This is a genomic window from Nocardia sp. NPDC001965 (genome assembly GCF_053594175.1).
Map to the genome: position 1 here is coordinate 316,695 of NZ_JBSFDZ010000004.1, position 20,056 is coordinate 336,750.

Sequence of the window (20,056 nt, forward strand, 5' to 3'; positions counted from 1 at the left end):
CTCATGTAATGCGTGGGCATAAAATGACTTGACATGATAATCTCGGCTCATGTACCACGACTCCGACAACGATGTCTGCGCGAAGTGGTCCGAAACGTTGCGTCGCTACCACGTCACATCGTGTGATCTGGAGAACGCGCTGCAGGCGCGGCACGAACTCGGGCTCAGCGAGTTCGAACTGCTGCAGGTCCTCGGCGGGCGCTGCGGTGCGGAGCAGGCGGAGAAGGTCAAGATGAAGGATATCGAGGCCGAGATGTACCTGAGCCAGAGCGCGCTCTCGCGTACGGTGACCCGGCTGGAGAAGGCCGGACTGGTGCAGCGTGCCGCCTGTGATTTCGATCGTCGCGCCAATTTCCTGGCGCTCACTGCCGAGGGCCGCGCGCGGCTCGAGGATGCGCGCCCGACCCATCTGGAAGTGCTGCGCAAGCATTTGGGGTGAATTCGCGGCGTGGGCCCGGCCGGGCGGTGAGCCACGGAGCCGCCGAGGTGGCCGACGGGCCCACGGACACGGTCGCAGACCTCCGGCCGCGCGGCGAAGATCCGCGAACCGGCGGGGCGGCGGACTGCGATCGGGGCGTTATGCGTCGTCCAGAATGCCGAGGAAGGCGGCGGCGGCCGGGCTATGGGTGGTCCGGCTCCACACGAGGTGTTCGACCCGGGCCGGTGCGTCGGAGACTTCGATCGTCACCACACCGGTGAGCTGGGGGACATACGCGGCGGGGAGCATGGCCACACCCAGATCCTTTTCGACCAGCCGGGCTATGTAGTCCGCGGAGGACACCTCGAAGGCGACATCGCGGTCGAGGCCGGCGGCGGTGAACGCCAGGTCCGATTGGGCGCGCCCGGCCGTCCCGGCCGGTAGATCCACGAAGGTTTCGGTGCACAGCCGCGACAGGTCGACCGATGTCTCGCGGGCGAGTGGATGTTCGGGAGCGACAACAGCGACCAGCCGGTCACGGGCCAGTTCACGGCCGGCGACCCCGTGCGGCTGCACAGTGGTCGGTAATCCCAGGAACGCCACATCCAGCGCACCCTCCCGGACCTGCGCTGTGAGTTCGTCGCTGGCGCCCACCCGCAGGCTGATGCGCACATGTGGGTACCGGGCCCGGAACTCGCGGAGGACGTCGGGCAGGTCGACGGCGGTGACCGAGGGGATCAGCCCGACCGCGAGCCGGCCGCGAACCTCGCCGACAGCCGCGGCGGCTTCCGCGGCGGCGCGTTCGGCGGCATCCAGGCAGAGACGCGCGGCCGGGAGAAATGCTTCCCCGGCGGGCGTCAGCCGGACCCGTCGGCTGGTGCGTTCGAACAGCTTCGCGCCGAGTTCCTTTTCCAGTCGGGCGATCTGGTGACTGAGTGCGGACTGGACGACAAGGCAGCGCTGGGCGGCCCGGGTGAAGTTGTTCGTCTCGGCGACCGCCAGGACGTAACGCAGTTGTTGGAGCTCCATGGATCGATCTTCTATCGAGATCGATGGAGTGACAAACATGTGTTGGACTCATTGATCTTTCCGGATGACACTTCGACTGTGAAAAGTTCAGTCGCACAGACGGTTTTCGGTGGGACCGGTGGATCCCGCGGGAGCGACCTGTCCCGCGCCGTACTCACCGCGTTCGCGCCGGTCGCCTGGGGCACGACCTATATCGTCACCACCGAACTCCTCCCGGCCGGGTATCCGCTGTTCGCGGGTCTGCTGCGGGCACTGCCGGCCGGGCTGATCGCCCTCGTGATCACCCGGACACTGCCGCGTGGTGCCTGGTGGGGCAAGGCCGCGATCCTCGGAGTGCTCAATATCGGCCTGTTCTTCCCGCTGCTGTTCATCGCGGCCGAACGACTGCCCGGCGGTGTCGCCGGCACCCTCGCGGCCGCACAACCGCTCGTCGTCGCGGTGCTGGCTGTGGCAGTCCTGCACGAGCGCCCTTCGGCATGGCGGATGGCGTGGGGCGCGATCGGACTGGCCGGTGTGGGCCTGGTGATACTCGGACCGGCCGCGGGTCTCGACGCCGCCGGAGTCGCCGCCGGTCTGGGTGGTGCGGCGTCGATGGCCCTGGGGCTTACGCTCACCAAACGCTGGGGACGGCCCGCCGGGGTCACACCGACCGCCTTCGCCGGATGGCAACTCACCGCCGGTGGGGTGTTCCTGCTTCCGCTCACGATTTTCGCCGAGGGCGCGCCGCCGTCGATCGATCTGCCGGCCGCTCTCGGATACCTGTGGCTCGGCCTGTTCGGCGGACTGGTCGCCTATGTCCTGTGGTTCCGCGGTGTCACCACGCTCCCGGTGAACTCCGTCGCGATCCTCACCCTGTTCTCGCCGTTGGTCGCCGCCGCGCTCGGTGCCGTCCTGCTCGGCCAGACGCTCGGCGCGGTCCAGCTCATGGGATTCGGCCTCTCGCTGGCCGCGATAGTGGCAGGCCAGCTGCCCGCGCCGGTGCGCCGGCCCGGCACATTTCCCACTCTCGTAACGAAGGAGATCTCCCGATGAAGATCGCTGTCGTGGGCGCCGCCGGTATGGTCGGCTCCCGGGTCGTCGCCGAAGCCGCCCGCCGGGGACACGATCCGGTCGCCGTCATCCGGAACGGGCGTCCGGGCGCGATACCGCCCGGGGTGGCCATGGTCCACGGCGATGCGAACGACCGCGCCCGGATGCGTGAGACGTTCGCCGGCGCGGACGCTGTCGTGGTCGCGACCCGGCCGGTCCCTGGACAGGAACACGGTGTGGCCGCAACCACCCGCGCACTGCTCGACGCCGCGGCGGGCATCGGCGTTCGCGTCCTCGTCGTGGGTGGTGCCGCGCCCCTGTGGAACCCGGTGGAACCCGGACGGCTGGTTCTGGACAGTCCCGAATACGTCCCCGTGCCCATCCGGGCCGTCGCCGCCGCCAGTGTCGCGCAACTGGCGGCCTGCCGCGACCATCCGGCCGATTGGGTCTATCTGAGTCCCCCCGCCGTCCTCGAACCCGGATCGCGTACCGGAACGTACCGGCGCGGCACCACCACGCTCCTGACCGATGCTGCCGGACATTCCCGTATCTCGGCCGAGGATCTCGCCGTGGCGATACTGGACGAACTCGAGAATTCCCTCGATGTCCGGCATTTCACGGTCGGCTACCGGTAGGTCGGGATGCGCCGCATTCTCGAGATCGGAATCTCGCTCACGGTGCTCGCCGCCGCACTCGCCGTGCCCGGGTGTGCGCAACGGCAGTCCTTTCCGGCCACGATCGGACTACCCGCCGGGTTCGCGCCGGAAGGTATCGCGATCGGATCCGCGCCGGTCGCCTACCTCGGATCGCGGCTCGACGGGAGCATCTACCGAGTGGATCTGCGGACCGGCCGCGGTGCGGTCCTGAGTCCGGGGCCGGGTACCCCGGCGCTTGGCCTCGCGCTCGACCCACAGGGCCGCTTGTTCGTCGCCGGTGGTGCCGGGGGAGATGCCCGCGTCATCGACACCCGCACGGGTGAAGTGCTGGCCCGCTACCGGTTCGGGTCGGCGGACTCGTTCGTCAACGATGTGGTGTTCACAGTTGAGGGTGCGTGGTTCACGGATTCGCATACGTCGGTGCTGTACCACCTCCCGTTCGGCCCCGCCGGGGCGCTGCCGTCACCCGGCCGGGTGGTGCGGCTGCCGCTGAACGGCGATATCGAGTTCGTGGCCGGGGCGATCAATGCCAACGGGATCGTCGCCACGCCCGACGGTGCCGCGCTGATTCTCGTGCAGTCGGCCACCGGGCGGCTCTACCGCGTCGACCCGGCGACGGGTGCGGCGAAAGTAATCGACCTCGGCCCCGAAACGGTGCTCTACGGCGACGGAATGCTCTGGCACGAAGGTAGTTTGCTGGTCGTGCAGAACCGGCTGGGCGCGGTCGCGGTGGTGGTGCTGGACGGTACGGGCGCACGTGGCACAGTCGTACGGCGCCTGCGGGATGCGCGGTTGGATATCCCGACGACGGTGGCCGCGTTCGAGGAGCGTCTCTACCTGCCCAATGCCCGGTTCACCACACCCGCCGGGCCCGACACCACCTACGATATCGTCACGCTCGGCGGGTGATTCTTCCTCGGGCGCGCGTCCGGCCGCGCGGGTGGACGGCTCATCGCGCCGGGCCCACGGCGGACGGGCCGAGCCTGCTCCAATCGAATCCGAGTTCACCCCTGGCCGAGATGGCCTGTTGCCACCAGCAGGGATTGTCGACGTACCAGGCCACTGTCTCCGCGATACCCGCCGCGAACTCCCTGGTGGGCCGCCACCCCAGTTCGGCTTCGATCTTGACCGGCTCGATCAGGTACCGGCGGTCGTGGTTCGGCCGGTCCGGGATGTGCTCGATCCATTCGGCGGGATCGCGGTCCAGCGCCGCGCAGATGTAGTGCGCGATCTCCAGATTCGTCACTTCGCAGCGCGCCGAGATATCGAAGATCGGCAGCAGTCCCGGATCGGTCCGCGCCGCCGCCGGAATCGGATCGAGTTCCGCATGCAGGACCCGATGGACGGCGTCGCAGTGGTCGGCCACGTGCAGCCAATCCCGCGACTGTTCCCCGTCCCCGTACACGGGGATCTTGCGGCCGCGCAGCAGATTCGTGACAGCCAGCGGAATCAGCTTCTCGGGCAGCTGGAAGGGCCCGTAGTTGTTGGCGCAATGGGTCATCCGGATGTCGAGATCGGGATAGGTCGCCATATAGGCGCGGACCATCTGGTCGCCGGCGGCCTTGGCCGCGCTGTAGGGAGTCTTCGCGTTCAGCGGGCTGCGCTCGGTGAAATACGGCCGATCGCCGGCGAGTTCGCCGTACACCTCGATGGTGGAGACATGCAGATGCGACCGGACCGAGAACAGCCTGCTGCATTCCGCCATCACCTGCGCGCCCAGCGCATTGCTGCGCATGAACGTGGTCGGGTCCAGAATCGCGCGATCGTTGTGTGATTCGGCCGCGAAGTTCACCACATGATCGGGCCGGTGACGCCGGTAGATCGCCGCCATCGCCTCCTGATCGGCGATATCGGCGTTCTCGAACACCAGCAGGTCCGATACCGAGGCCAGATTGGCGATGTTCCCGGCGAAACCGAGATAGTCGACGGCCACGACCCGGGCGCCGGGTTCCTGGGCCAGCAGGTGGTGTACGTAATTCGCCCCGATGAATCCTGCGGCACCGGTGACGAGATAGACAGGCATGGGGTCCGATCCTAGAGGGCGGCGCGGCCGGTGCGGGACCGTCCGCGGCCCGGCCGGGCGGAATCCGGCGCGGACACCGCCGAGCGGCGGACCGGGCCCGGTCCGGGTGTCCTCGCCGGGCAGTGGGATTCGGCCGGACGGTCCCGGGGCCGCTTCAGGGGCGGGACTGCGCCAGCGCGAGCACGATGGCCGTGGCCGTCTCGACCAGATGGTCTCGCGGTACCGGAAGACGTCCGTCGATCCAGTCGACGTAGAGCGCGACGAGGGCGCCGCCGAGCGCGGTCCCGATGATCGCGAAGGTTTCATCGCTGTCGGGTATCAGCGCACCGGCCTGCGTACCCAGCGCGGGTACCGCGATTCGCAGGAAGCCGGGCAGTCGGTCGGCGCTGTGGGCGCGCAGGGCGTCGTCGGTGAGGGGTTCGCGGAGCAGGACCCGGGCGCGGCGCGGATCCTGTTCGAAGTAGGTGGCGCAGATCCGCAGTGCCGAACGGACGGTCGAATGCAGATCACCGCTCGTGTCGATCGTGCGCAACCGGCTGAGGAGTTCGGCCTCCAGCCGGTCGTAGACCGCGACGACCAGTGCCCGGCGGTCCTCGAAACTCTCGTAGAAATAGCGCGGGCTCAGATTGGCCAGCCGGGTCACCGCCCGCATCGTGACCGCGGCGGATCCACCGGTGCCGAGCAACTCAAATCCCACGTCCACGAGTTGTTCGCGACGTTCGGCGGATCTGGCGTCCAGCGTCTGCCCGCGCCACAGCTTCGGTGCGTTCACCGGTTCATCCTCGCATCGGTCTCCCGGTATTCGTTGACATCGCATGATTCAACATGAATCATACGATTCAAGTTGAATTCTCGCCGCGGCCCGGGCCGCGCTCGTCGGAAGGTTCGTGTCGTGTTCAGTGACGAACAGTTCCAACAGGCCCTGCGCCGTCCTCGCCTCGCGAGGCCGGCCCCCGAATTTCTCGACGCGAACCGCGCGGTACCGATCCGGGTGATCCCGGAACCGGAACTGCAGTCCACCACCGAAGAATGGTTCGCCGACTTCGAGCGGAAACTGGAGTTCTACGGCAAGCTCGGCCAGGATCTGTCCTGGCTCATGGAATGGGCGAAAAAATACTGGTGGAGCTTCCTGGTCCGGGATATGAGCCTGAACCACGAGCTGTACGCGCCGGACGTCCGCTACACCGATGTCACTACCTTCGGGCGCACCATCGTCGGGATCGACGAATTCGTGAAGTACAACTTCGCCTTCTTCGACGCGATCCCGGACTGGCGCTACGACCCACTGCCCGGTCAGGTGTATCTCGATGTCACCCCGGAAGGGCTGGTGCGCGTCGTCATCCGCTATATCGGCAGCGGTCACTGGGACGGGCCGCTGCGGCTCTACCCCTACGACGACAGCGCCCCGGTGCTCTACGGCAACGGTCGCTTCATCCAATGTCCCGCGGTCGACCGTTACCACTTCGACGCCGACGGACTGATGGAGGAGGGCGAAACCCTCTACGACGCCTTCGACGTCACACAGCGTGGCGGGATACTGCCGCGCGACGACAGCTGGCAGTTCAGGGCGCTGATGTCGGCGTCGAAGATCCCTGCGCTACTACAGCGCATCAAGTTCTAGCCGGGCGGTCAGGTCAGCGAACGGATTTCCCCGATATCGTACTCGGCCACCGACGCGCCGCGGATCGCCGCATTCTGCTCGGAGCCGGTACCCGCGCCGCGGAACGTCGCCACCGATTCCCGATCGGTCCAGCGTTCGAAGATATTGATCCGCGCGGGATCGGTGAGATCTGCGCTCACTGCGAAATCCAGGCAGCCCGGCGCCGAGCGTGCCTGATCGACCACCTCGCGACAGTCGGCGAGGTAGGCGGTGCGAGCCGGTGGATCGACTATGAGATGACCGGCGACGATCAACACTGAGTCCTCCGTAGGTAGTCGGGTGGTATCAGCTACGACCGGTCGACGGCACCGGATTCATCGGTGGCACCAGAACTCCCACGCCGTGCTTCGGTAGCCGCGTCGAATCGGGGATCGGTGACGATCTCGGCCGCTGTCAGGTCGGGGGAGATCCGCGCCCGGACAAATGTTTCGCCGCGGCGGAACAGCGCCATGGCCACCAGCAGGCCGCACGGTATCCAGCCGGGGAAGGCAGCGAAGACCAGCCAGGACGGCGGGCGGACCTGGGCGAGTATCAGCAGGACGATCGTCGCGATGTTCAGTACAGCCAGCATGATCAGGCCGGTTCCGATCGCGCGCTGGATCCGGCTAGGAGCCAGGCAGGCCGAACAGACCGGCCAATCGCCGTGCAGGATGATGTCCGGCTGGGTGCGCGACATCGAGTCCGACCGCCAGATCTGGGCGATCCGCAGCAGCAGGCGAAACAGCACGACCGGCTTGCCGCCACCGCGCGTGCTATAGAAGGTCAGCTGCTCTTCTCGCCGATGCACCTGGTCTCGGCCGTGCGCGGCACAAATATCCGGCAGGCGTTCGGCGAACACGAGATGGTGCGGCGCCCCCGGCTCGATCTCGGGATGAGCCGTAAGACCGAATTTCACACCGACCAGCCTTTCTCACCTCGCTCACGAAGGTACATCGTCTGCTCGACGACTTCGAGTGAGGTTCTGGCGCAATGGTGGAGGCGGCGGTGCCGGGGTTGTGCCGGCAGATCCGAGCTCGGATGGAGGTGTGAGCCGCACGTCCGGTGGCCGACCCGCTCAGCGGAATCCACCACCGGACGGGGCGGTCAGACGTTGGATCCGAACCGTTCCAGGACGGCGCCGGCCTCCTGAGTGGCCGTGCCTTCGGCGGCGAGATGCGTCATGGCCTCCGGAATGGGGCGGCCGTGGTGGGTCATCGCCTGGGCATACAGCCGACCGGCGCGGTAGGAGGACCGGACCAGCGGGCCCGCCATCACTCCGGCGAAACCGATCTCCTCGGCGACCTTCGAATGTTCCACGAACTCTTCGGGTTTCACCCAGCGGTCCACCGGATGGTGGCGCGGCGAGGGCCGCAGGTACTGGGTGATGGTGAGGATATCGCAGCCCGCCTCGTGCAGGTCGCGCATGGCCTGGGTGACCTCCTCGGGAGTCTCGCCCATACCGAGGATCAGATTGGATTTGGTGACCAGACCGTCGGCGCGAGCCGCGGTGAGCACCTCCAGCGAGCGCTCGTAGCGGAAAGCGGGGCGGATCCGCTTGAACACCCGGGGCACCGTCTCCAGATTGTGGGCCAGTACCTCGGGGCGGGAGGAGAAGACCTCGGCCAGCTGATCCGGCTTCGCGTTGAAATCCGGGATCAGCAGTTCGACGCCGGTATTCGGGTTGAGTTTCTTGATGGCGCGCACGGTTTCGGCGTAGAGCCAGGCGCCGCCGTCCGCCAGATCGTCGCGGGCGACACCGGTGATGGTGGAGTAGCGCAGGCCCATGGCCTGGACGCTCTCGGCGACCCGGCGCGGTTCGTCGCGGTCCAGCGGCGACGGCTTACCGGTGTCGATCTGGCAGAAATCGCAGCGCCGGGTGCACTGTTCGCCGCCGATGAGGAAGGTGGCCTCGCGGTCCTCCCAGCATTCGAAGATGTTCGGGCAGCCCGCTTCCTCGCAGACCGTGTGCAGGCCTTCGCGTTTCACCAGACCCTTGAGTTCGGTGTACTCCGGGCCCATGGTGGCGCGGGTCTTGATCCAGCCGGGTTTGCGTTCGATCGGGGTCTCGGCGTTTCGCGCCTCGATCCGCAGCAGTTTGCGGCCGGCAGGGGCTTGGGCGGAGGTCATGCTGCGTCCATTGGGCATGAGCGAGGGCCCTCCATGGTTACGCTGCGCTGCCGCCTCCCGGCCTGACTCGTTCATGCTGTGGCACCTTTCGGATCGCGTGCCGCGGTGGCGGCGGCGTGGTCCGCGTCGGCCGGGGTGGCGGCCCGCGGGATATCGTGCTCGGTGACCGGGATCTCGCCGTTGAGCGCGGCCGGGACGAATTCGGCGATACGTGGCGCGGCCTCGGCGACGGTGATCTCGCGGCCGAGCTCCTGGCTCAGGCTGGTCGACCCGACATCGCGGATACCGCAGGCGACGATGGCGCCGAACGCGCCGAGATCGGGATTGCAGTTCAACGAGATACCGTGCAGGGTGACCCCGCGTTGCACCCGGATCCCGATCGAGGCGATCTTGCGTTCCGGCAGCAGGCCGGTCGCGGGCAGCCAGACGCCGGACCGGCCCGGGACCCGCCCGCATTCGACGCCCAGATCGGTGACCGTCCGGATCAGTGCCTGTTCGAGGCGCCGGACGTAATCGACCACGTCGATCGGTTCGGCGAGCCGGATGATGGGGTAGCCGACGAGCTGGCCGGGCCCGTGCCAGGTGATCTTGCCGCCGCGGTCCACATCGATCACGGGGCTGCCGTCGGTGGGCCGATCGGCCTCTTCGGTGCGGCGGCCGGCGGTGTAGACGGACGGGTGTTCCAGGAGCAGCAGGGTGTCGGCCCCGGCGCCGTCGGCGCGGCGGGCGGCGATCTCACGTTGCAGATCCCACGCCTGCTGATAGTCGATGAGACCCAGTTCTCGCACGTCGACGGGGGTGCTGTCGTAGCGGGCCGACCGGGTTGCGGTGCGGGTGTTGTTCACATTCATGACGTTACGCTCATCTCCACCGTGAGCTGCATCAGCGTCAGATCCATCCAGCGGCCGAACTTGCGGCCCACCTCCGGCAGTACGCCCACCGTTCGGAAGCCGAAACGCTCGTGCAGGGCGATCGAACCGGTGTTGCGCGATTCGACGGCCGCGACCATGGCATGGATATCACCGGCCTTCTCCGCGCGCGCGATCAGCTCGGCCAGCAGGGTCGCGCCGATACCGCGCCGCTGGAACCGGTCGGCGATATAGACCGAGTTCTCCACGGTGTGCCGATAGCCGGACTTGGGCCGCCACGGCCCGTAACTGGCGTATCCGGCGAGTTCACCGTCCACTTCGGCCACCACCACCGGGCGGCCGTGCTCGGTGCGGTTACGGAACCAGGCGATGCGCTCGTCGAGTTCCACGGGTTCGTCGTCCCAGATGGCCGTGGTCTCGGCGATGGCACGGTTGTGGATCTCCAGGATCGCGGGTAGATCGCCGGTCCGGGCGTCCCGGACCACGGTGGCCGATCCGGTCATCGGCCCACCGCGGCGGACAGCGCCGCGCCGACGGTGGCGTGACGGAACTCGTAGCCGGTCTCCTCGAGTACCCGGGGCAGAGCGCGGGGGCTGTGCAGAATCGCTTCCTCCGCGAACTCACCGATCACCGCGCGCAGCGCGATACCCGGGACGAACAGCGGCGTCGGCCGGTGCAGGGCCTTTCCGAGGGCTCGGGTGAACGCGGCATTCGTGACCGGGGCCGGGCCCACGGCATTGAGCGGCCCGCGCACCGACTCTTCGGTGAGAGCGTGCCGGATGGCACCGATCTCGTCGTCGAGCGAGATCCACGGTTGATATTGACGGCCGCTGCCGAGCCGGCCGCCGAGACCCAGCAGGAACAGCGTTCGCAGTTGCGGCAGCATCCCGCCGGCCCCGGTGAGTACGACCGCGCTGCGCAGCAGGACCGTACGGGTCCCGGCCGCGGTGGCGGCGTGGGTCGCGGCTTCCCAGTCGTGACACAGCGTGGGCAGGAAACCGGTGCCCACCGGACCGCTTTCGTCGACCGCCCGGTCGGCGGTGTCACCGTAGTAGTGGACCCCGCTGGCGTTGACCAGTGTCGGTACCCCGGCCCGGGCCACCGCCGTCGCGAGGACGTCGGTGGGCGTGATCCGGCTGTCCCGGAGCAACTGTTTGTACGCGCCGGTCCAGCGTTTGTCGCCGATACCGGCCCCGCACAGGTTCACCACCGCGTCGACCCCGTCGAAGATCCCGGGGTCGAGTTCACCCTGCGCGGGATCCCAGCGACGTTCGTCGGGCGCGGCGGCCGGCCGCCGGACCAGCCGGATCACCTGCTCCCCGTCGCGGCGCAACGCCGCGACGAGCGCGGTTCCGATCAGTCCGGACGAACCGGCTACCACAACCGACATCGTTGTCGCCCCTTACAAGCCGAGATCGGCCTCGAACGCCGCCTCTTCCAGGCGGTGCCGGATGGTCGTGAGGAACCGGCCGGCGTCCGCGCCGTCGATGAGGCGGTGATCGTAGGTCAGCGGCAGGAAGCACATCGAGCGGACACCGATGAACTCGCTGCCGGACTCGTCGGTGACCACGGTCGGGCGCTTCACGATGGCACCTGTACCCAGCATCGCCGCCTGCGGCGGCACCAGGATCGGCGTGTCGAACAGGGCGCCCTGGCTGCCGATGTTGGTGATGGTGAAGGTGCCACCGGCCAGCTCGTCGGGCTTGAGGCCGCCGCTGCGGGCCCGGTTGGCGATATCGGCGATGGCGCGGGCCAGACCGGCCAGCGACAGATCGCTGGCGTTGTGGATCACCGGCGAGAGCAGACCCTGCTCGGTGTCCACCGCGATGCCCAGGTGCACCGACGCGTGGTAGGTGATCTCCTTGCTGTTCGCGTCGTAGCTGGCGTTGACGTTCGGGTGTACCCCGAGCGCCTCCACCACGGCCTTGGCGAAGAACGGCAGGAAGGTGAGGTTCACGCCCTCACGCTTGGCGAAATCGGCCTTGGCCTTCTTGCGCAGCGCGGCGATCTTGGTGACATCGGCCTCGTGCACCTGGGTGAGCTGCGCGGTGGTCTGCAGCGATTCCAGGGTCTTGGTCGCGGTGATCTGCCGGATCCGGTTGGCCTTCTGGGTGGTGCCGCGCAGCGCCGCGAGCGCGGGGCTGGGAGCCGCGGCGGCCGCCCGGGCCGGTGCCGCGGTGGGCGCGGCGGCCGCCGGTGCGGCGGCCGGAGCCTGCTTCGACTCGGCGGCGGCGAGCACGTCCTGTTTGCGGATCCGGCCGCCGACACCGGAACCGGTGACCGAGGACAGATCGACGCTGTTCTCCTCGGCCAGCTTGCGGACGAGGGGTGTGACGTACGGGGTGGCGCCGTTACCGGAGGCAGCCGGAGCCTGGGCGGCGGGGGCGGGAGCTGCGGCCGCCGGTGCGGGGGCAGGCTTCGGAGCCGGAGCCGGAGCCGGAGCCGGAGCCGGAGCCGGAGCCGGTGCGGGTTCTGGCGCGGGTGCCGGTTCGGGCGCGGGTGCGGGTGCCGGGGCCGGAGCTGCTTCGGCCGCCGGGGTGCCGGAGCCGATCACTCCGAGCTGTCCGCCGACCTCGACCACATCGTCCTCGTTGGCGGTGATCTCCAGCAGGGTGCCCGCGACGGGGGACGGGATCTCGGTGTCGACCTTGTCGGTGGAGACCTCGAGCAGCGGTTCGTCGACCGCGACCTCGTCGCCGATCGCCTTGAGCCACCGGGTCACGGTGCCCTCGGTAACCGATTCGCCGAGTTCCGGCATCTTCACCGACGTTCCGGACGCCGCGGAGCCGGCGGCGGGCGCGGCAGTCGGGGCGGGTGCCGGAGCGGCTTCCTGTGCGGGTTCGGCGGGCGCGGGCGCGGGTTCGGCGGGCGCGGGTTCGGCGGCGGCCGGTTCGGGAGCCGGGGCGGGCGCGGGCGCCTCGCCGGCGTCACCGATGACACCCAGTTCGCCACCTACCTCGACGATGTCGTCTTCCTTGGCGACGATCTTCGTCAACACACCCGCCGCGGGGGACGGGATCTCGGTGTCGACCTTGTCGGTGGAGACCTCGAGCAGCGGCTCGTCGACCTCGACCGTGTCTCCTTCCTGCTTCAGCCACCGTGTCACCGTTCCCTCGGTGACGCTCTCACCAAGAGCGGGCATCTGGACGGAGAAGGCCATGTCCGTTGACTCCTCTAACTGCTCGACGGGTCTACAACAGTTCGTTCCGGTGGATCCTGCCGCGGGTCGCGGCGGTATTCCAGCCGGCGTTCATTCTGCGCGGCGCCGGAGATCCGTGTGGTTGTTGTTCCGTCCACCATCCTTGCATTCGCCGCGCGACGCGTTTACCGGAGGGCATCCAATTTTGGTAGCTGGCACCATGGAATGACCGCCGGATTCGGCGGAATTCGGGTGACGAACAGGAGGTCGGCGGCAGTGGGTTTGCTGGACCGTATCCGCCGTGTCACGGCCGGGCGCAGGGACGTTTCCGCCGGTTCCGGCACGGAAGCCCGTTACCTGCGCGAGTGGGTGCGCACACACGCGGGCGTGGAAGCCTTCGTCGAACCCGAAACCACTGTGACCGATGTCACTGTAGTGCTGGTTGCCGCCGATGGTGAATGGACCCGGCGGATCGTCGGCGAACGCGGTGCCCGGCGCCTTTCCCGGGACCTGAAAATTCCGGTCTACGATGTCGGCCGCACCGGATATCCGCAGCGTATGCGGGATTACGACGCGCGCCGGCGGATCGAGCGCAAACGCGCCACCGAGCGTGAACTCGACGAGTAGCGAGCGTCTTCGGTACTCCGGACGCTCGGCGGGGAACGGATACGGGATCGGCTCGGTGACCGCCGGGTAGCGGTCACCACCGGAGCCCGTCCCCGCACCGGACCCGTTCGGCGCGGCCGGTCGTCTTCCGGACGAGCCGGTGTGAGCGCAGATGATTGCCGGCCGCCGGGCTCCGGGCCGCAGTCCGGGATCGCGCCGCCGCCTCCTGAGCCGACCGCGCGACCCCGCTGCTCGTCGTGTTTGCTGTGCGCCGGTGCGATCGCCCGGCAAACCGTGGCCGGACGGCTACTCGGCGGCGATATCCTCCAGCACGGCGATGAGAGTGCGCACCGGGACTCCGGTGCCGCCCTTACCGATGTAGCCGAACGGCCCGCCCGTGTTGTACGCGGGGCCCGCGATATCGATATGTGCCCACTCGACGCCGGCCGGGACGAATTCCTTCAGATAGGTTCCGGCCAGCAGCATCCCGCCCCAACGGTGTGCGGAGGCGTTGACCATATCGGCAACCTTGGAGTCCAGATCGGCGCGCAATTCCTTCGGCAGCGGCATCGGCCAGCCGTGTTCGCCGACCGCCTGGGAGATCCGGGCGACCCGGTCACGGAACTCGTCGGTACCCATCACGCCCGGGGTCCGGGTACCCAGCGCCACCAGCTGGGCGCCGGTGAGGGTGGCGACGTCGATCAGATAGCCCGGGTCGTCTTCGCCCGCGCGGACCATCGCGTCGGCCAGGATGAGCCTGCCCTCGGCATCGGTATTGGTGACCTCGATGGTGGTGCCGCCGTACTGGGTGAGCACATCACCCGGCCGCTGTGCGGTGCTCGACGGCATGTTCTCCGCCATCGGTACCGTCGCGATGACCGTCACCGGCAGGCTCAGTCGCGCGGCGAGCAGTGTGGTCGCCACGACCGCCGCGGCCCCGGCCATATCCGAGGTCATGTTCTCCATGTTCGCGGCCGGTTTGATGGAGATACCGCCGGTGTCGAAGGTGATTCCCTTACCGACCAGCGCGACCTTCTTGTCACCGCCCCGGTAGACGAGACGGACCAGACGCGGCGGACGGGAAGATCCCTTGCCAACCCCCAGTACCCCGCCGAAACCGCCCTCTTCCAGTGCTTTCTCATCGAGGATCTCGACCTCGAGGCCGGCACCCTCGGCCAGCACCGCCGTGCGGCGCGCGAATTCCGCCGGATACAGATGGCTCGGCGGGGTGTTCACGAAATCGCGGGCGGTGGCCACCGCCTCGGCGGTGAGCTGGGCCCGCAGCAGGGCGTCGCCGCCGAAATCCGGTTCCGGGACGAGCAGTTCGACGCGGGCCAGCGGCGCGGCCTCCGGCTTCGGCGCGGATTTGGCGGACCGGAACGGGGTGAACGAATACGCGCCGAGGTAGAAACCCTCCACTGCGGCACCGATGTCCACCCCGGACAGCGTGGTGACCGCCCGTGCGACCCCGGTCAGCGAACGAGCGGCCACGCCGGCACTGCGCCGGACCTGCTCGGCGTCGATATCGGCGGCAGTGCCGAGCCCGACGGCCAGCACACTGGCAGCATTGTCCAGCCCGGCGGGGGCAGGGATACGGATCAGCTGTTCGGCCTTGCCCGTCGCGCCGACGGCCGTCAACTGGTCGAGCAGCAGGGTGCGCAGGTCGGTGCCGAGCACGTCGCCGAAGAGGTCTGCGGGTACGAGGACAGGACCGTCATCGGTGGTGGCCAGGCCGATGACGAGGACATCGGTACCGGGTTCGATGGTCTGGGTACGTGCCAATTCCGGTCCGAGCGGACGATCTGCGACTGCGGTCATTGCCCCAGGCTATTCGGTGGACCCCGCCTGCCGCGCCGCGACGCCTTCGAGCAGCATGTCCACCGCGTCGGCGAGTAGTTCGTCGAAATCCAGCACCGGCCCGGGACCGGCCGGGTCGAACACCTTGTGCAGGGACGGGCGGGCGACCGGGTCGATGAGTGCGGCCAGTTCGGCCGGGGCCGCCGCCGAGCCCGGGCCGCCGATCCGATCGGTCCGTTCCGAGACCCACAACAAGGCGAGTCCCTGTACCAGTGCGGAATAGCTCAGGTACGCCGACAGCAGCTGCGTCCTGGACAGCTCGAGTTCGTCGAGCGCGCCCAACGTTCGCTCCAATGTGTCGAACAGGGCGGGACCGAGTGGCGGCCGGACTCGTGCGAGCACCGTGAGAATCCACGGATGTCGCCGGTAGATCTGCCATTCCTGGGTCGCTTCGTACCTGAGCCGGGCTCGCCATCCGGTCAGTTCCGCCGGTGGAGGCGGTGTTTCGGCGAGTACCAGCTCGGTCATCGCGACCAGGAGTTGTTCGCGGTCGCCGAAGTGCCGATACAGCGCGGCGGTCGCGACGCCCAGGTCGCCGGCGAGGCGGCGCATGGTGAGACCGTCGGTGCCGGCGTGGTCGGCCATCGCCACCGCCGCGCGGGTGATGGCGAGTGCCGACAACCGGCGCGGGCGTGGTTGCCGGGGCAGCACCGGTGCCCGGCGCCGCGCCCGGTAGGCGCGGGCCTGGCAGGCGCGGGAACAGTAGCGCCGACGTCGACCCCGATCCGGTTGCCGGAGGCCGCCGCCGCAACTCACGCACACTGTCACCACTCGATTCCATCACACGAAATACCGTGACGAAATAGTGGTTTCACACTGATCAGCCGCATAAGTTCGCTATCAGGAACACCATTCACAGGAGGCGGTATGGGAACGGAACTGACCGTACGGCGGGCCGGGGCGAGCGATCTCGAACCGTTGACGAAAGCGTTCCGGGAGGCGACTCCGGACGAGGCGGTCACCGAGTGGATCATGCGGGACTATCCGATGGATCAGTTCCTCGACGAGTGGGTTCCGCAGATCATCGACCGCGGCCTGCGCGACGACGAGATCTGGGTCGCCGGTGGGGACGACGAGATCTGGGCGATCTCGATCTGGCAGCGGCTCAGCTCGGCCGACCGGCTGATCGCCGACGCCGCGACCGCCCGGTCGCATGCGGACCGGGCACCGGAACTGCGCCCCCTGGAGCGGTCGGCCTACGTGACCGAACTGCTGGCCCGTGAGCATCCCCGGCGATTCCCGCACAGCTACCTGGAACTGATCATCACGGTGCCCGAGTTCCGGGGCCGGGGCGCGGGCGCCGCGATCCTCACCGAACGGACCCGGCAGTTCAGTGCGGCCGGACTCCCGGCGTACCTGGAGGCGAGCACCGAACGTTCGTCACGGCTGTACACGCGCCAGGGTTTCGTCCGTACCGGTGCGACCCACACGTTGCCGGGGGACGGTCCGACGTTGATCCCCATGTGGTTCGAGGCCTGAGCGCACCGTCGGGGCCGGTGACAGGTGTCGCGGCGGTGGGCGACCGATCCTCCCCGCCGCCGGGATAAGCTCGCCGGGTGAACGACGCCGAGCTGCAGCAGGGCCCTGTCCACGGAGTACACGTCGAACTCGGGGCGAAATTCGCACCGTTCGGCGGCTGGGAGATGCCGGTCTCGTACGCGGGGACCGTCGCCGAGCACACCGCGGTCCGGCAGACGGTGGGGCTGTTCGATGTCAGTCACCTGGGGAAGGCGACCGTCCGCGGCCCCGGCGCGGCCGAATTCGTGAACTCCGCGCTGACCAACGACCTGGGCCGGATCGGGCCCGGCCGTGCGCAGTACACCCTGTGCTGCACCGCCGACGGCGGGGTGATCGACGACCTCATCACCTACTTCGTCCGCGACGACGAGATCTTCCTGGTCCCGAACGCGGCCAATACCGCCGCGGTGGTCGAGAAACTGGCGGCGGCCGCGCCGCAGTCGATCACGGTCACCGGGGAACACCGCGAATACGGCGTCTTCGCTGTTCAAGGACCACGATCGGCGGAGGTGCTCACGGCGCTCGGCCTGCCCGACGACCTGTCCTATATGGCGTTCGCGGACGCCGAATGGTCGGGACAGCCGGTGCGGGTGTGCCGGACCGGCTACACCGGGGAGCACGGTTACGAACTGCTGCCGCGCTGGGACGGCGCCGAGGCGCTCTTCCGGGCGCTGGTGGACCAGGTGCGGGCGGTCGGCGGCGAGGTCGCCGGCCTCGGCGCCCGCGATACGCTCCGCACCGAGATGGGCTATCCACTGCACGGACACGAGCTGTCGGCCGAGATCACGCCGGTACAGGCCCGTGCCTCGTGGGCGGTGGGCTGGGCCAAGCCGGAATTCTGGGGCAAGGCCGCGCTCGAGGCCGAACGAGCCGCGGGTCCGCGCCGGACCCTGCTCGGTCTGGAGGCGCTCGACCGCGGTATCCCGCGTGAGGGCCAGGATGTGCTGGTCGACGGTGCGAAGGTCGGGGTCACCACTTCCGGCACCTTCTCACCGACCCGGCAGCTCGGGATCGCGCTGGCGCTGCTGGATCCGGCGGTGCAGGCCGGTACCGAGGTCGCGGTGAACGTGCGCGGGCGGTCGTTGCGCTGCACGGTGGTACGGCCCCCGTTCGTCGAGGCACACACCAACTGAGACGGCCGGGCCCGGCCGGGTGGCGACCGGGCGGGCGGCGCGGAACGGACCACCGCGGGTCCGGCGCACGACCCAGGACATAGACTGCTGGTCATGACCGCTGCTGCACAGTTCGCCCGTATCCCTCATCCTGCGCCCACCCCGGCGCAGCGGGTACAGGAGATTCTGTCGGCCCCGGGATTCGGCCGCTATTTCACCGACCATATGGTCACCATCGATTACACCGAGGCCGACGGCTGGACCAACGCGGTCGTCGAACCCTACGGTGCGCTCACCCTGGACCCGGCCACCATGGTGTTCCACTACGGCCAGGCCATCTTCGAAGGGCTCAAGGCGTACCGGCAGCCGGACGGGCAGATCGCCTGTTTCCGGATCGACGCGAACGCGGCCCGGTTCCGCCGGTCCGCGCGCCGGATGGCGATGGCCGAACTCCCCGAGGAACTGTTCATCGAATCGGTGCGCCAGCTGCTCGAAGTCGACTCGGACTGGGTTCCCGCGGCCGGTGGCGAGGAGTCGCTGTACCTGCGTCCCTTCATGTTCGCCACCGAATCGGGGCTCGGGGTCAAACCGGCCTCGGCCTACAAGTACCTGCTGCTGGGCTCCCCGGCCGGCGCCTATTTCCCGCGCGGTGTGAAACCGGTTCGGGTGTGGCTGTCGACCGAGTACGTGCGGGCCGCGCCCGGTGGTACCGGTGAGGCCAAGGTTGCCGGTAACTACGCGGCCTCGCTGCTCGCGCAGGCCGAGGCGACCGCCAAGGGTTGCGATCAGGTGGTGTGGCTGGACGCGGTCGAACGTCGCTATGTCGAGGAAATGGGTACGAACAATCTGTTCTTCGTCTATGGGTCGGGATCCGATGCCCGGCTGGTGACCCCGGAACTGTCCGGGTCGCTGCTGCCGGGTATCACCCGGGATTCGCTGCTGACCCTGGCCGCCGACTCCGGCTATCCGGTGACCGAGCGCAAGATCTCGGTCGAGGAGTGGCGTGCCGGCGCGGAATCCGGTGAGATCACCGAGGTCTTCGCCTGCGGTACCGCGGCCGTGATCACGCCCGTCGGCTCGGTGTGCGGGCCCGACGGTGAATTCGCCGTCGGCGGTGGGGAGCCCGGCGAGGTGACCATGGCGCTGCGGGACACGCTCACCGGTATCCAGCGCGGTACCTTCGCCGATGTGCACCAGTGGATGCGGGTGCTCTGAGCGGTTCGGCGAACCGGGGACGCCCGGGCACCGAGCCCGGGGCCCGGTGCCCGGGGTAGTGATCAGCCCGGCATGAGGGCGTGCCATTCACCCAGCGATCGCGGGCGCAGCACATAGTTGTTGTCGCGGATCGTGTCCAGCGCGGCGTGCGGATCCGGGGAGTACCAGTGCCCGGGGTAGACCTCCGGGTTGATCGGCATATCCGCCAGGTAGCGCAGGCTGCGGAACATGGTGTCGGAGTCACCGCCGGGGAAATCGGTACGCCCGCAACCGTCGATGAACAGGGTGTCGCCGGCGATGAGCTTGTCGTCGACCAGGAAGCACTGGCTGCCGGGGGTGTGGCCCGGGGTGTGTAAGAACTCGACCTCGAAGGCGCCGACACTCAGCTTGTCGCCGTGTCCGTGGCCGGTGAGCTCGCTCGGGGCGATACCGGTGACCTCGGCGACCCAGGTCTTTTCCTGATCGTTCACGTGCACCGGGACGGTGGTCTGTTCGAGCAGTTCCCGGACACCACGCAGGGTGAACCCCAACATGCTGCCGCCGATATGGTCCGGGTGATGGTGGGTGACCAGTACCCCGGACAGTTTCAGTCCGTCGCTCTCGGCGATATCGGCCAGATCGCCGGCGGCGTAGGCCGGATCGACGACGACACATTCGCCGGTGTCCCGGTCACCGACCAGATAGGCGAAATTGCGCATCTGCGTGGCGATCGGATCGCCCACGGCGAAATCCCGGCCTGCCAGAAGTTGACGGAAGTAGAGGCGCTCGGCTGACATAGCTCCACCTTATGGGGAGCACCGGTTCGGTGAGACGCTGCGT

22 protein-coding genes are annotated in these 20,056 nt (G+C 68.5%); 9 read left to right on the plus strand and 13 right to left on the minus strand.

All coding sequences use genetic code 11. The features are described from left to right. Positions 1–49: 49 nt before the first annotated feature. Positions 50–439, plus strand: a complete 390-nt coding sequence (locus tag ACWCPQ_RS09855) for a MarR family winged helix-turn-helix transcriptional regulator (protein WP_449896705.1) — start codon at positions 50–52, stop codon at positions 437–439. A gap of 138 nt (positions 440–577) precedes the next feature. Here the strand turns inward: ACWCPQ_RS09855 and ACWCPQ_RS09860 are convergent, their stop codons facing one another. Continuing rightward, positions 578–1,447, minus strand: coding sequence for a LysR family transcriptional regulator (locus ACWCPQ_RS09860; protein WP_449896707.1), 870 nt, complete (start codon positions 1,445–1,447; stop codon positions 578–580). 78 nt (positions 1,448–1,525) lie between these two features. Here ACWCPQ_RS09860 and ACWCPQ_RS09865 point away from each other — a divergent pair, with 78 nt between their 5' ends. Genes ACWCPQ_RS09865 through ACWCPQ_RS09875 form a run of 3 tightly spaced genes read left to right on the plus strand, consistent with a single transcriptional unit; the run spans position 1,526 to position 4,041 of the window. Next, the gene (locus tag ACWCPQ_RS09865; RefSeq protein WP_449896709.1) at positions 1,526–2,479 is read left to right on the plus strand and encodes an EamA family transporter; all 954 of its coding nucleotides are present in this window, start codon (positions 1,526–1,528) and stop codon (positions 2,477–2,479) included. Then, entirely contained in the window at positions 2,476–3,111 is a 636-nt protein-coding gene (locus tag ACWCPQ_RS09870) for an NAD(P)-dependent oxidoreductase (RefSeq protein ID WP_449896711.1), read from the plus strand. The genes ACWCPQ_RS09865 and ACWCPQ_RS09870 overlap by 4 nt, the downstream gene beginning before the upstream one ends. A 6-nt stretch (positions 3,112–3,117) precedes the next feature. Continuing rightward, complete coding sequence (locus tag ACWCPQ_RS09875) at positions 3,118–4,041, plus strand: SMP-30/gluconolactonase/LRE family protein (protein WP_449896713.1); 924 nt, start codon at positions 3,118–3,120, stop codon at positions 4,039–4,041. Between the two features lie 40 nt (positions 4,042–4,081). Here the strand turns inward: ACWCPQ_RS09875 and ACWCPQ_RS09880 are convergent, their stop codons facing one another. Together ACWCPQ_RS09880 and ACWCPQ_RS09885 are read right to left on the minus strand one after the other, a co-directional pair. Further along, positions 4,082–5,155 carry a dTDP-glucose 4,6-dehydratase gene (locus tag ACWCPQ_RS09880; protein WP_449896715.1) on the minus strand — a complete coding sequence of 358 codons (1,074 nt, stop codon included), beginning with the start codon at positions 5,153–5,155 and terminating at the stop codon, positions 4,082–4,084. 154 nt (positions 5,156–5,309) lie between these two features. Beyond that, the gene (locus tag ACWCPQ_RS09885) at positions 5,310–5,927 is read right to left on the minus strand and encodes a TetR/AcrR family transcriptional regulator (protein WP_449896717.1); all 618 of its coding nucleotides are present in this window, start codon (positions 5,925–5,927) and stop codon (positions 5,310–5,312) included. A 120-nt stretch (positions 5,928–6,047) separates the two neighbouring features. On the opposite strand from ACWCPQ_RS09885, the gene ACWCPQ_RS09890 reads away from it, so the two are divergent. Further along, positions 6,048–6,776 (plus strand): nuclear transport factor 2 family protein, encoded by a 729-nt coding sequence (locus tag ACWCPQ_RS09890; RefSeq protein WP_449896719.1) that lies wholly within the window; start codon positions 6,048–6,050, stop codon positions 6,774–6,776. An 8-nt stretch (positions 6,777–6,784) separates the two neighbouring features. Here ACWCPQ_RS09890 and ACWCPQ_RS09895 read toward each other — a convergent pair whose 3' ends face one another. The 7 genes from ACWCPQ_RS09895 to sucB all read right to left on the minus strand — a co-directional run bounded on the left by ACWCPQ_RS09895 (position 6,785) and on the right by sucB (position 12,950). Further along, on the minus strand, positions 6,785–7,072 hold the full coding sequence (locus ACWCPQ_RS09895; protein ID WP_449896721.1) for a putative quinol monooxygenase: 288 nt from the start codon (positions 7,070–7,072) through the stop codon (positions 6,785–6,787). 32 nt (positions 7,073–7,104) lie between these two features. After that, positions 7,105–7,710 (minus strand): hypothetical protein, encoded by a 606-nt coding sequence (locus ACWCPQ_RS09900; protein ID WP_449896723.1) that lies wholly within the window; start codon positions 7,708–7,710, stop codon positions 7,105–7,107. A gap of 188 nt (positions 7,711–7,898) precedes the next feature. After that, positions 7,899–8,921: a lipoyl synthase gene (lipA, locus tag ACWCPQ_RS09905; protein ID WP_449896725.1), complete on the minus strand. Its 1,023-nt coding sequence runs from the start codon at positions 8,919–8,921 to the stop codon at positions 7,899–7,901. A 71-nt stretch (positions 8,922–8,992) separates the two neighbouring features. Continuing rightward, a complete protein-coding gene (lipB, locus tag ACWCPQ_RS09910) occupies positions 8,993–9,772 on the minus strand; it encodes a lipoyl(octanoyl) transferase LipB (protein WP_449896727.1) in 780 nt (259 codons plus the stop codon). Continuing rightward, entirely contained in the window at positions 9,769–10,293 is a 525-nt protein-coding gene (locus tag ACWCPQ_RS09915; protein ID WP_449896729.1) for an N-acetyltransferase family protein, read from the minus strand. The genes lipB and ACWCPQ_RS09915 overlap by 4 nt, the downstream gene beginning before the upstream one ends. Further along, positions 10,290–11,180, minus strand: coding sequence for a TIGR01777 family oxidoreductase (locus ACWCPQ_RS09920; protein ID WP_449896731.1), 891 nt, complete (start codon positions 11,178–11,180; stop codon positions 10,290–10,292). The genes ACWCPQ_RS09915 and ACWCPQ_RS09920 overlap by 4 nt, the downstream gene beginning before the upstream one ends. Positions 11,181–11,192: 12 nt before the next feature. Beyond that, positions 11,193–12,950, minus strand: a complete 1,758-nt coding sequence (gene sucB / locus ACWCPQ_RS09925; RefSeq protein WP_449896733.1) for a 2-oxoglutarate dehydrogenase, E2 component, dihydrolipoamide succinyltransferase — start codon at positions 12,948–12,950, stop codon at positions 11,193–11,195. A gap of 255 nt (positions 12,951–13,205) precedes the next feature. On the opposite strand from sucB, the gene ACWCPQ_RS09930 reads away from it, so the two are divergent. Beyond that, positions 13,206–13,556, plus strand: a complete 351-nt coding sequence (locus ACWCPQ_RS09930; protein ID WP_449896735.1) for an oxidoreductase — start codon at positions 13,206–13,208, stop codon at positions 13,554–13,556. Between the two features lie 285 nt (positions 13,557–13,841). On the opposite strand, the gene ACWCPQ_RS09935 is transcribed toward ACWCPQ_RS09930, so the two are convergent. Then, entirely contained in the window at positions 13,842–15,353 is a 1,512-nt protein-coding gene (locus ACWCPQ_RS09935) for a leucyl aminopeptidase (RefSeq protein ID WP_449896737.1), read from the minus strand. Between the two features lie 9 nt (positions 15,354–15,362). Then, on the minus strand, positions 15,363–16,160 hold the full coding sequence (locus ACWCPQ_RS09940) for a TetR/AcrR family transcriptional regulator (RefSeq protein WP_449896739.1): 798 nt from the start codon (positions 16,158–16,160) through the stop codon (positions 15,363–15,365). Positions 16,161–16,259: 99 nt separating this feature from the next. Here ACWCPQ_RS09940 and ACWCPQ_RS09945 point away from each other — a divergent pair, with 99 nt between their 5' ends. From ACWCPQ_RS09945 to ACWCPQ_RS09955, 3 genes are all read left to right on the plus strand, one after another. Continuing rightward, the gene (locus ACWCPQ_RS09945) at positions 16,260–16,871 is read left to right on the plus strand and encodes a GNAT family N-acetyltransferase (protein ID WP_449896741.1); all 612 of its coding nucleotides are present in this window, start codon (positions 16,260–16,262) and stop codon (positions 16,869–16,871) included. Between the two features lie 77 nt (positions 16,872–16,948). Then, the gene (gene gcvT / locus ACWCPQ_RS09950; protein ID WP_449896743.1) at positions 16,949–18,043 is read left to right on the plus strand and encodes a glycine cleavage system aminomethyltransferase GcvT; all 1,095 of its coding nucleotides are present in this window, start codon (positions 16,949–16,951) and stop codon (positions 18,041–18,043) included. A 93-nt stretch (positions 18,044–18,136) separates the two neighbouring features. Next, the gene (locus tag ACWCPQ_RS09955) at positions 18,137–19,237 is read left to right on the plus strand and encodes a branched-chain amino acid aminotransferase (protein WP_449896745.1); all 1,101 of its coding nucleotides are present in this window, start codon (positions 18,137–18,139) and stop codon (positions 19,235–19,237) included. A gap of 62 nt (positions 19,238–19,299) precedes the next feature. On the opposite strand, the gene ACWCPQ_RS09960 is transcribed toward ACWCPQ_RS09955, so the two are convergent. Beyond that, positions 19,300–20,013 (minus strand): MBL fold metallo-hydrolase, encoded by a 714-nt coding sequence (locus tag ACWCPQ_RS09960; protein ID WP_449896747.1) that lies wholly within the window; start codon positions 20,011–20,013, stop codon positions 19,300–19,302. Positions 20,014–20,056 lie beyond the last annotated feature (43 nt).

Bases quoted from the DNA above. Each gene is read 5' to 3' on its own strand.
- ACWCPQ_RS09855 (WP_449896705.1), top strand. From the start codon at position 50: ATGTACCACGACTCCGACAACGATGTCTGCGCGAAGTGGTCCGAAACG.
- ACWCPQ_RS09860 (WP_449896707.1), bottom strand. From the start codon at position 1,447: ATGGAGCTCCAACAACTGCGTTACGTCCTGGCGGTCGCCGAGACGAAC.
- ACWCPQ_RS09870 (WP_449896711.1), top strand. From the start codon at position 2,476: ATGAAGATCGCTGTCGTGGGCGCCGCCGGTATGGTCGGCTCCCGGGTC.
- ACWCPQ_RS09875 (WP_449896713.1), top strand. From the start codon at position 3,118: ATGCGCCGCATTCTCGAGATCGGAATCTCGCTCACGGTGCTCGCCGCC.
- ACWCPQ_RS09880 (WP_449896715.1), bottom strand. From the start codon at position 5,155: ATGCCTGTCTATCTCGTCACCGGTGCCGCAGGATTCATCGGGGCGAAT.
- lipA (WP_449896725.1), bottom strand. From the start codon at position 8,921: ATGACCTCCGCCCAAGCCCCTGCCGGCCGCAAACTGCTGCGGATCGAG.
- lipB (WP_449896727.1), bottom strand. From the start codon at position 9,772: ATGAATGTGAACAACACCCGCACCGCAACCCGGTCGGCCCGCTACGAC.
- ACWCPQ_RS09915 (WP_449896729.1), bottom strand. From the start codon at position 10,293: ATGACCGGATCGGCCACCGTGGTCCGGGACGCCCGGACCGGCGATCTA.
- ACWCPQ_RS09920 (WP_449896731.1), bottom strand. From the start codon at position 11,180: ATGTCGGTTGTGGTAGCCGGTTCGTCCGGACTGATCGGAACCGCGCTC.
- sucB (WP_449896733.1), bottom strand. From the start codon at position 12,950: ATGGCCTTCTCCGTCCAGATGCCCGCTCTTGGTGAGAGCGTCACCGAG.
- ACWCPQ_RS09935 (WP_449896737.1), bottom strand. From the start codon at position 15,353: ATGACCGCAGTCGCAGATCGTCCGCTCGGACCGGAATTGGCACGTACC.
- ACWCPQ_RS09945 (WP_449896741.1), top strand. From the start codon at position 16,260: ATGGGAACGGAACTGACCGTACGGCGGGCCGGGGCGAGCGATCTCGAA.
- ACWCPQ_RS09955 (WP_449896745.1), top strand. From the start codon at position 18,137: ATGACCGCTGCTGCACAGTTCGCCCGTATCCCTCATCCTGCGCCCACC.
- ACWCPQ_RS09960 (WP_449896747.1), bottom strand. From the start codon at position 20,013: ATGTCAGCCGAGCGCCTCTACTTCCGTCAACTTCTGGCAGGCCGGGAT.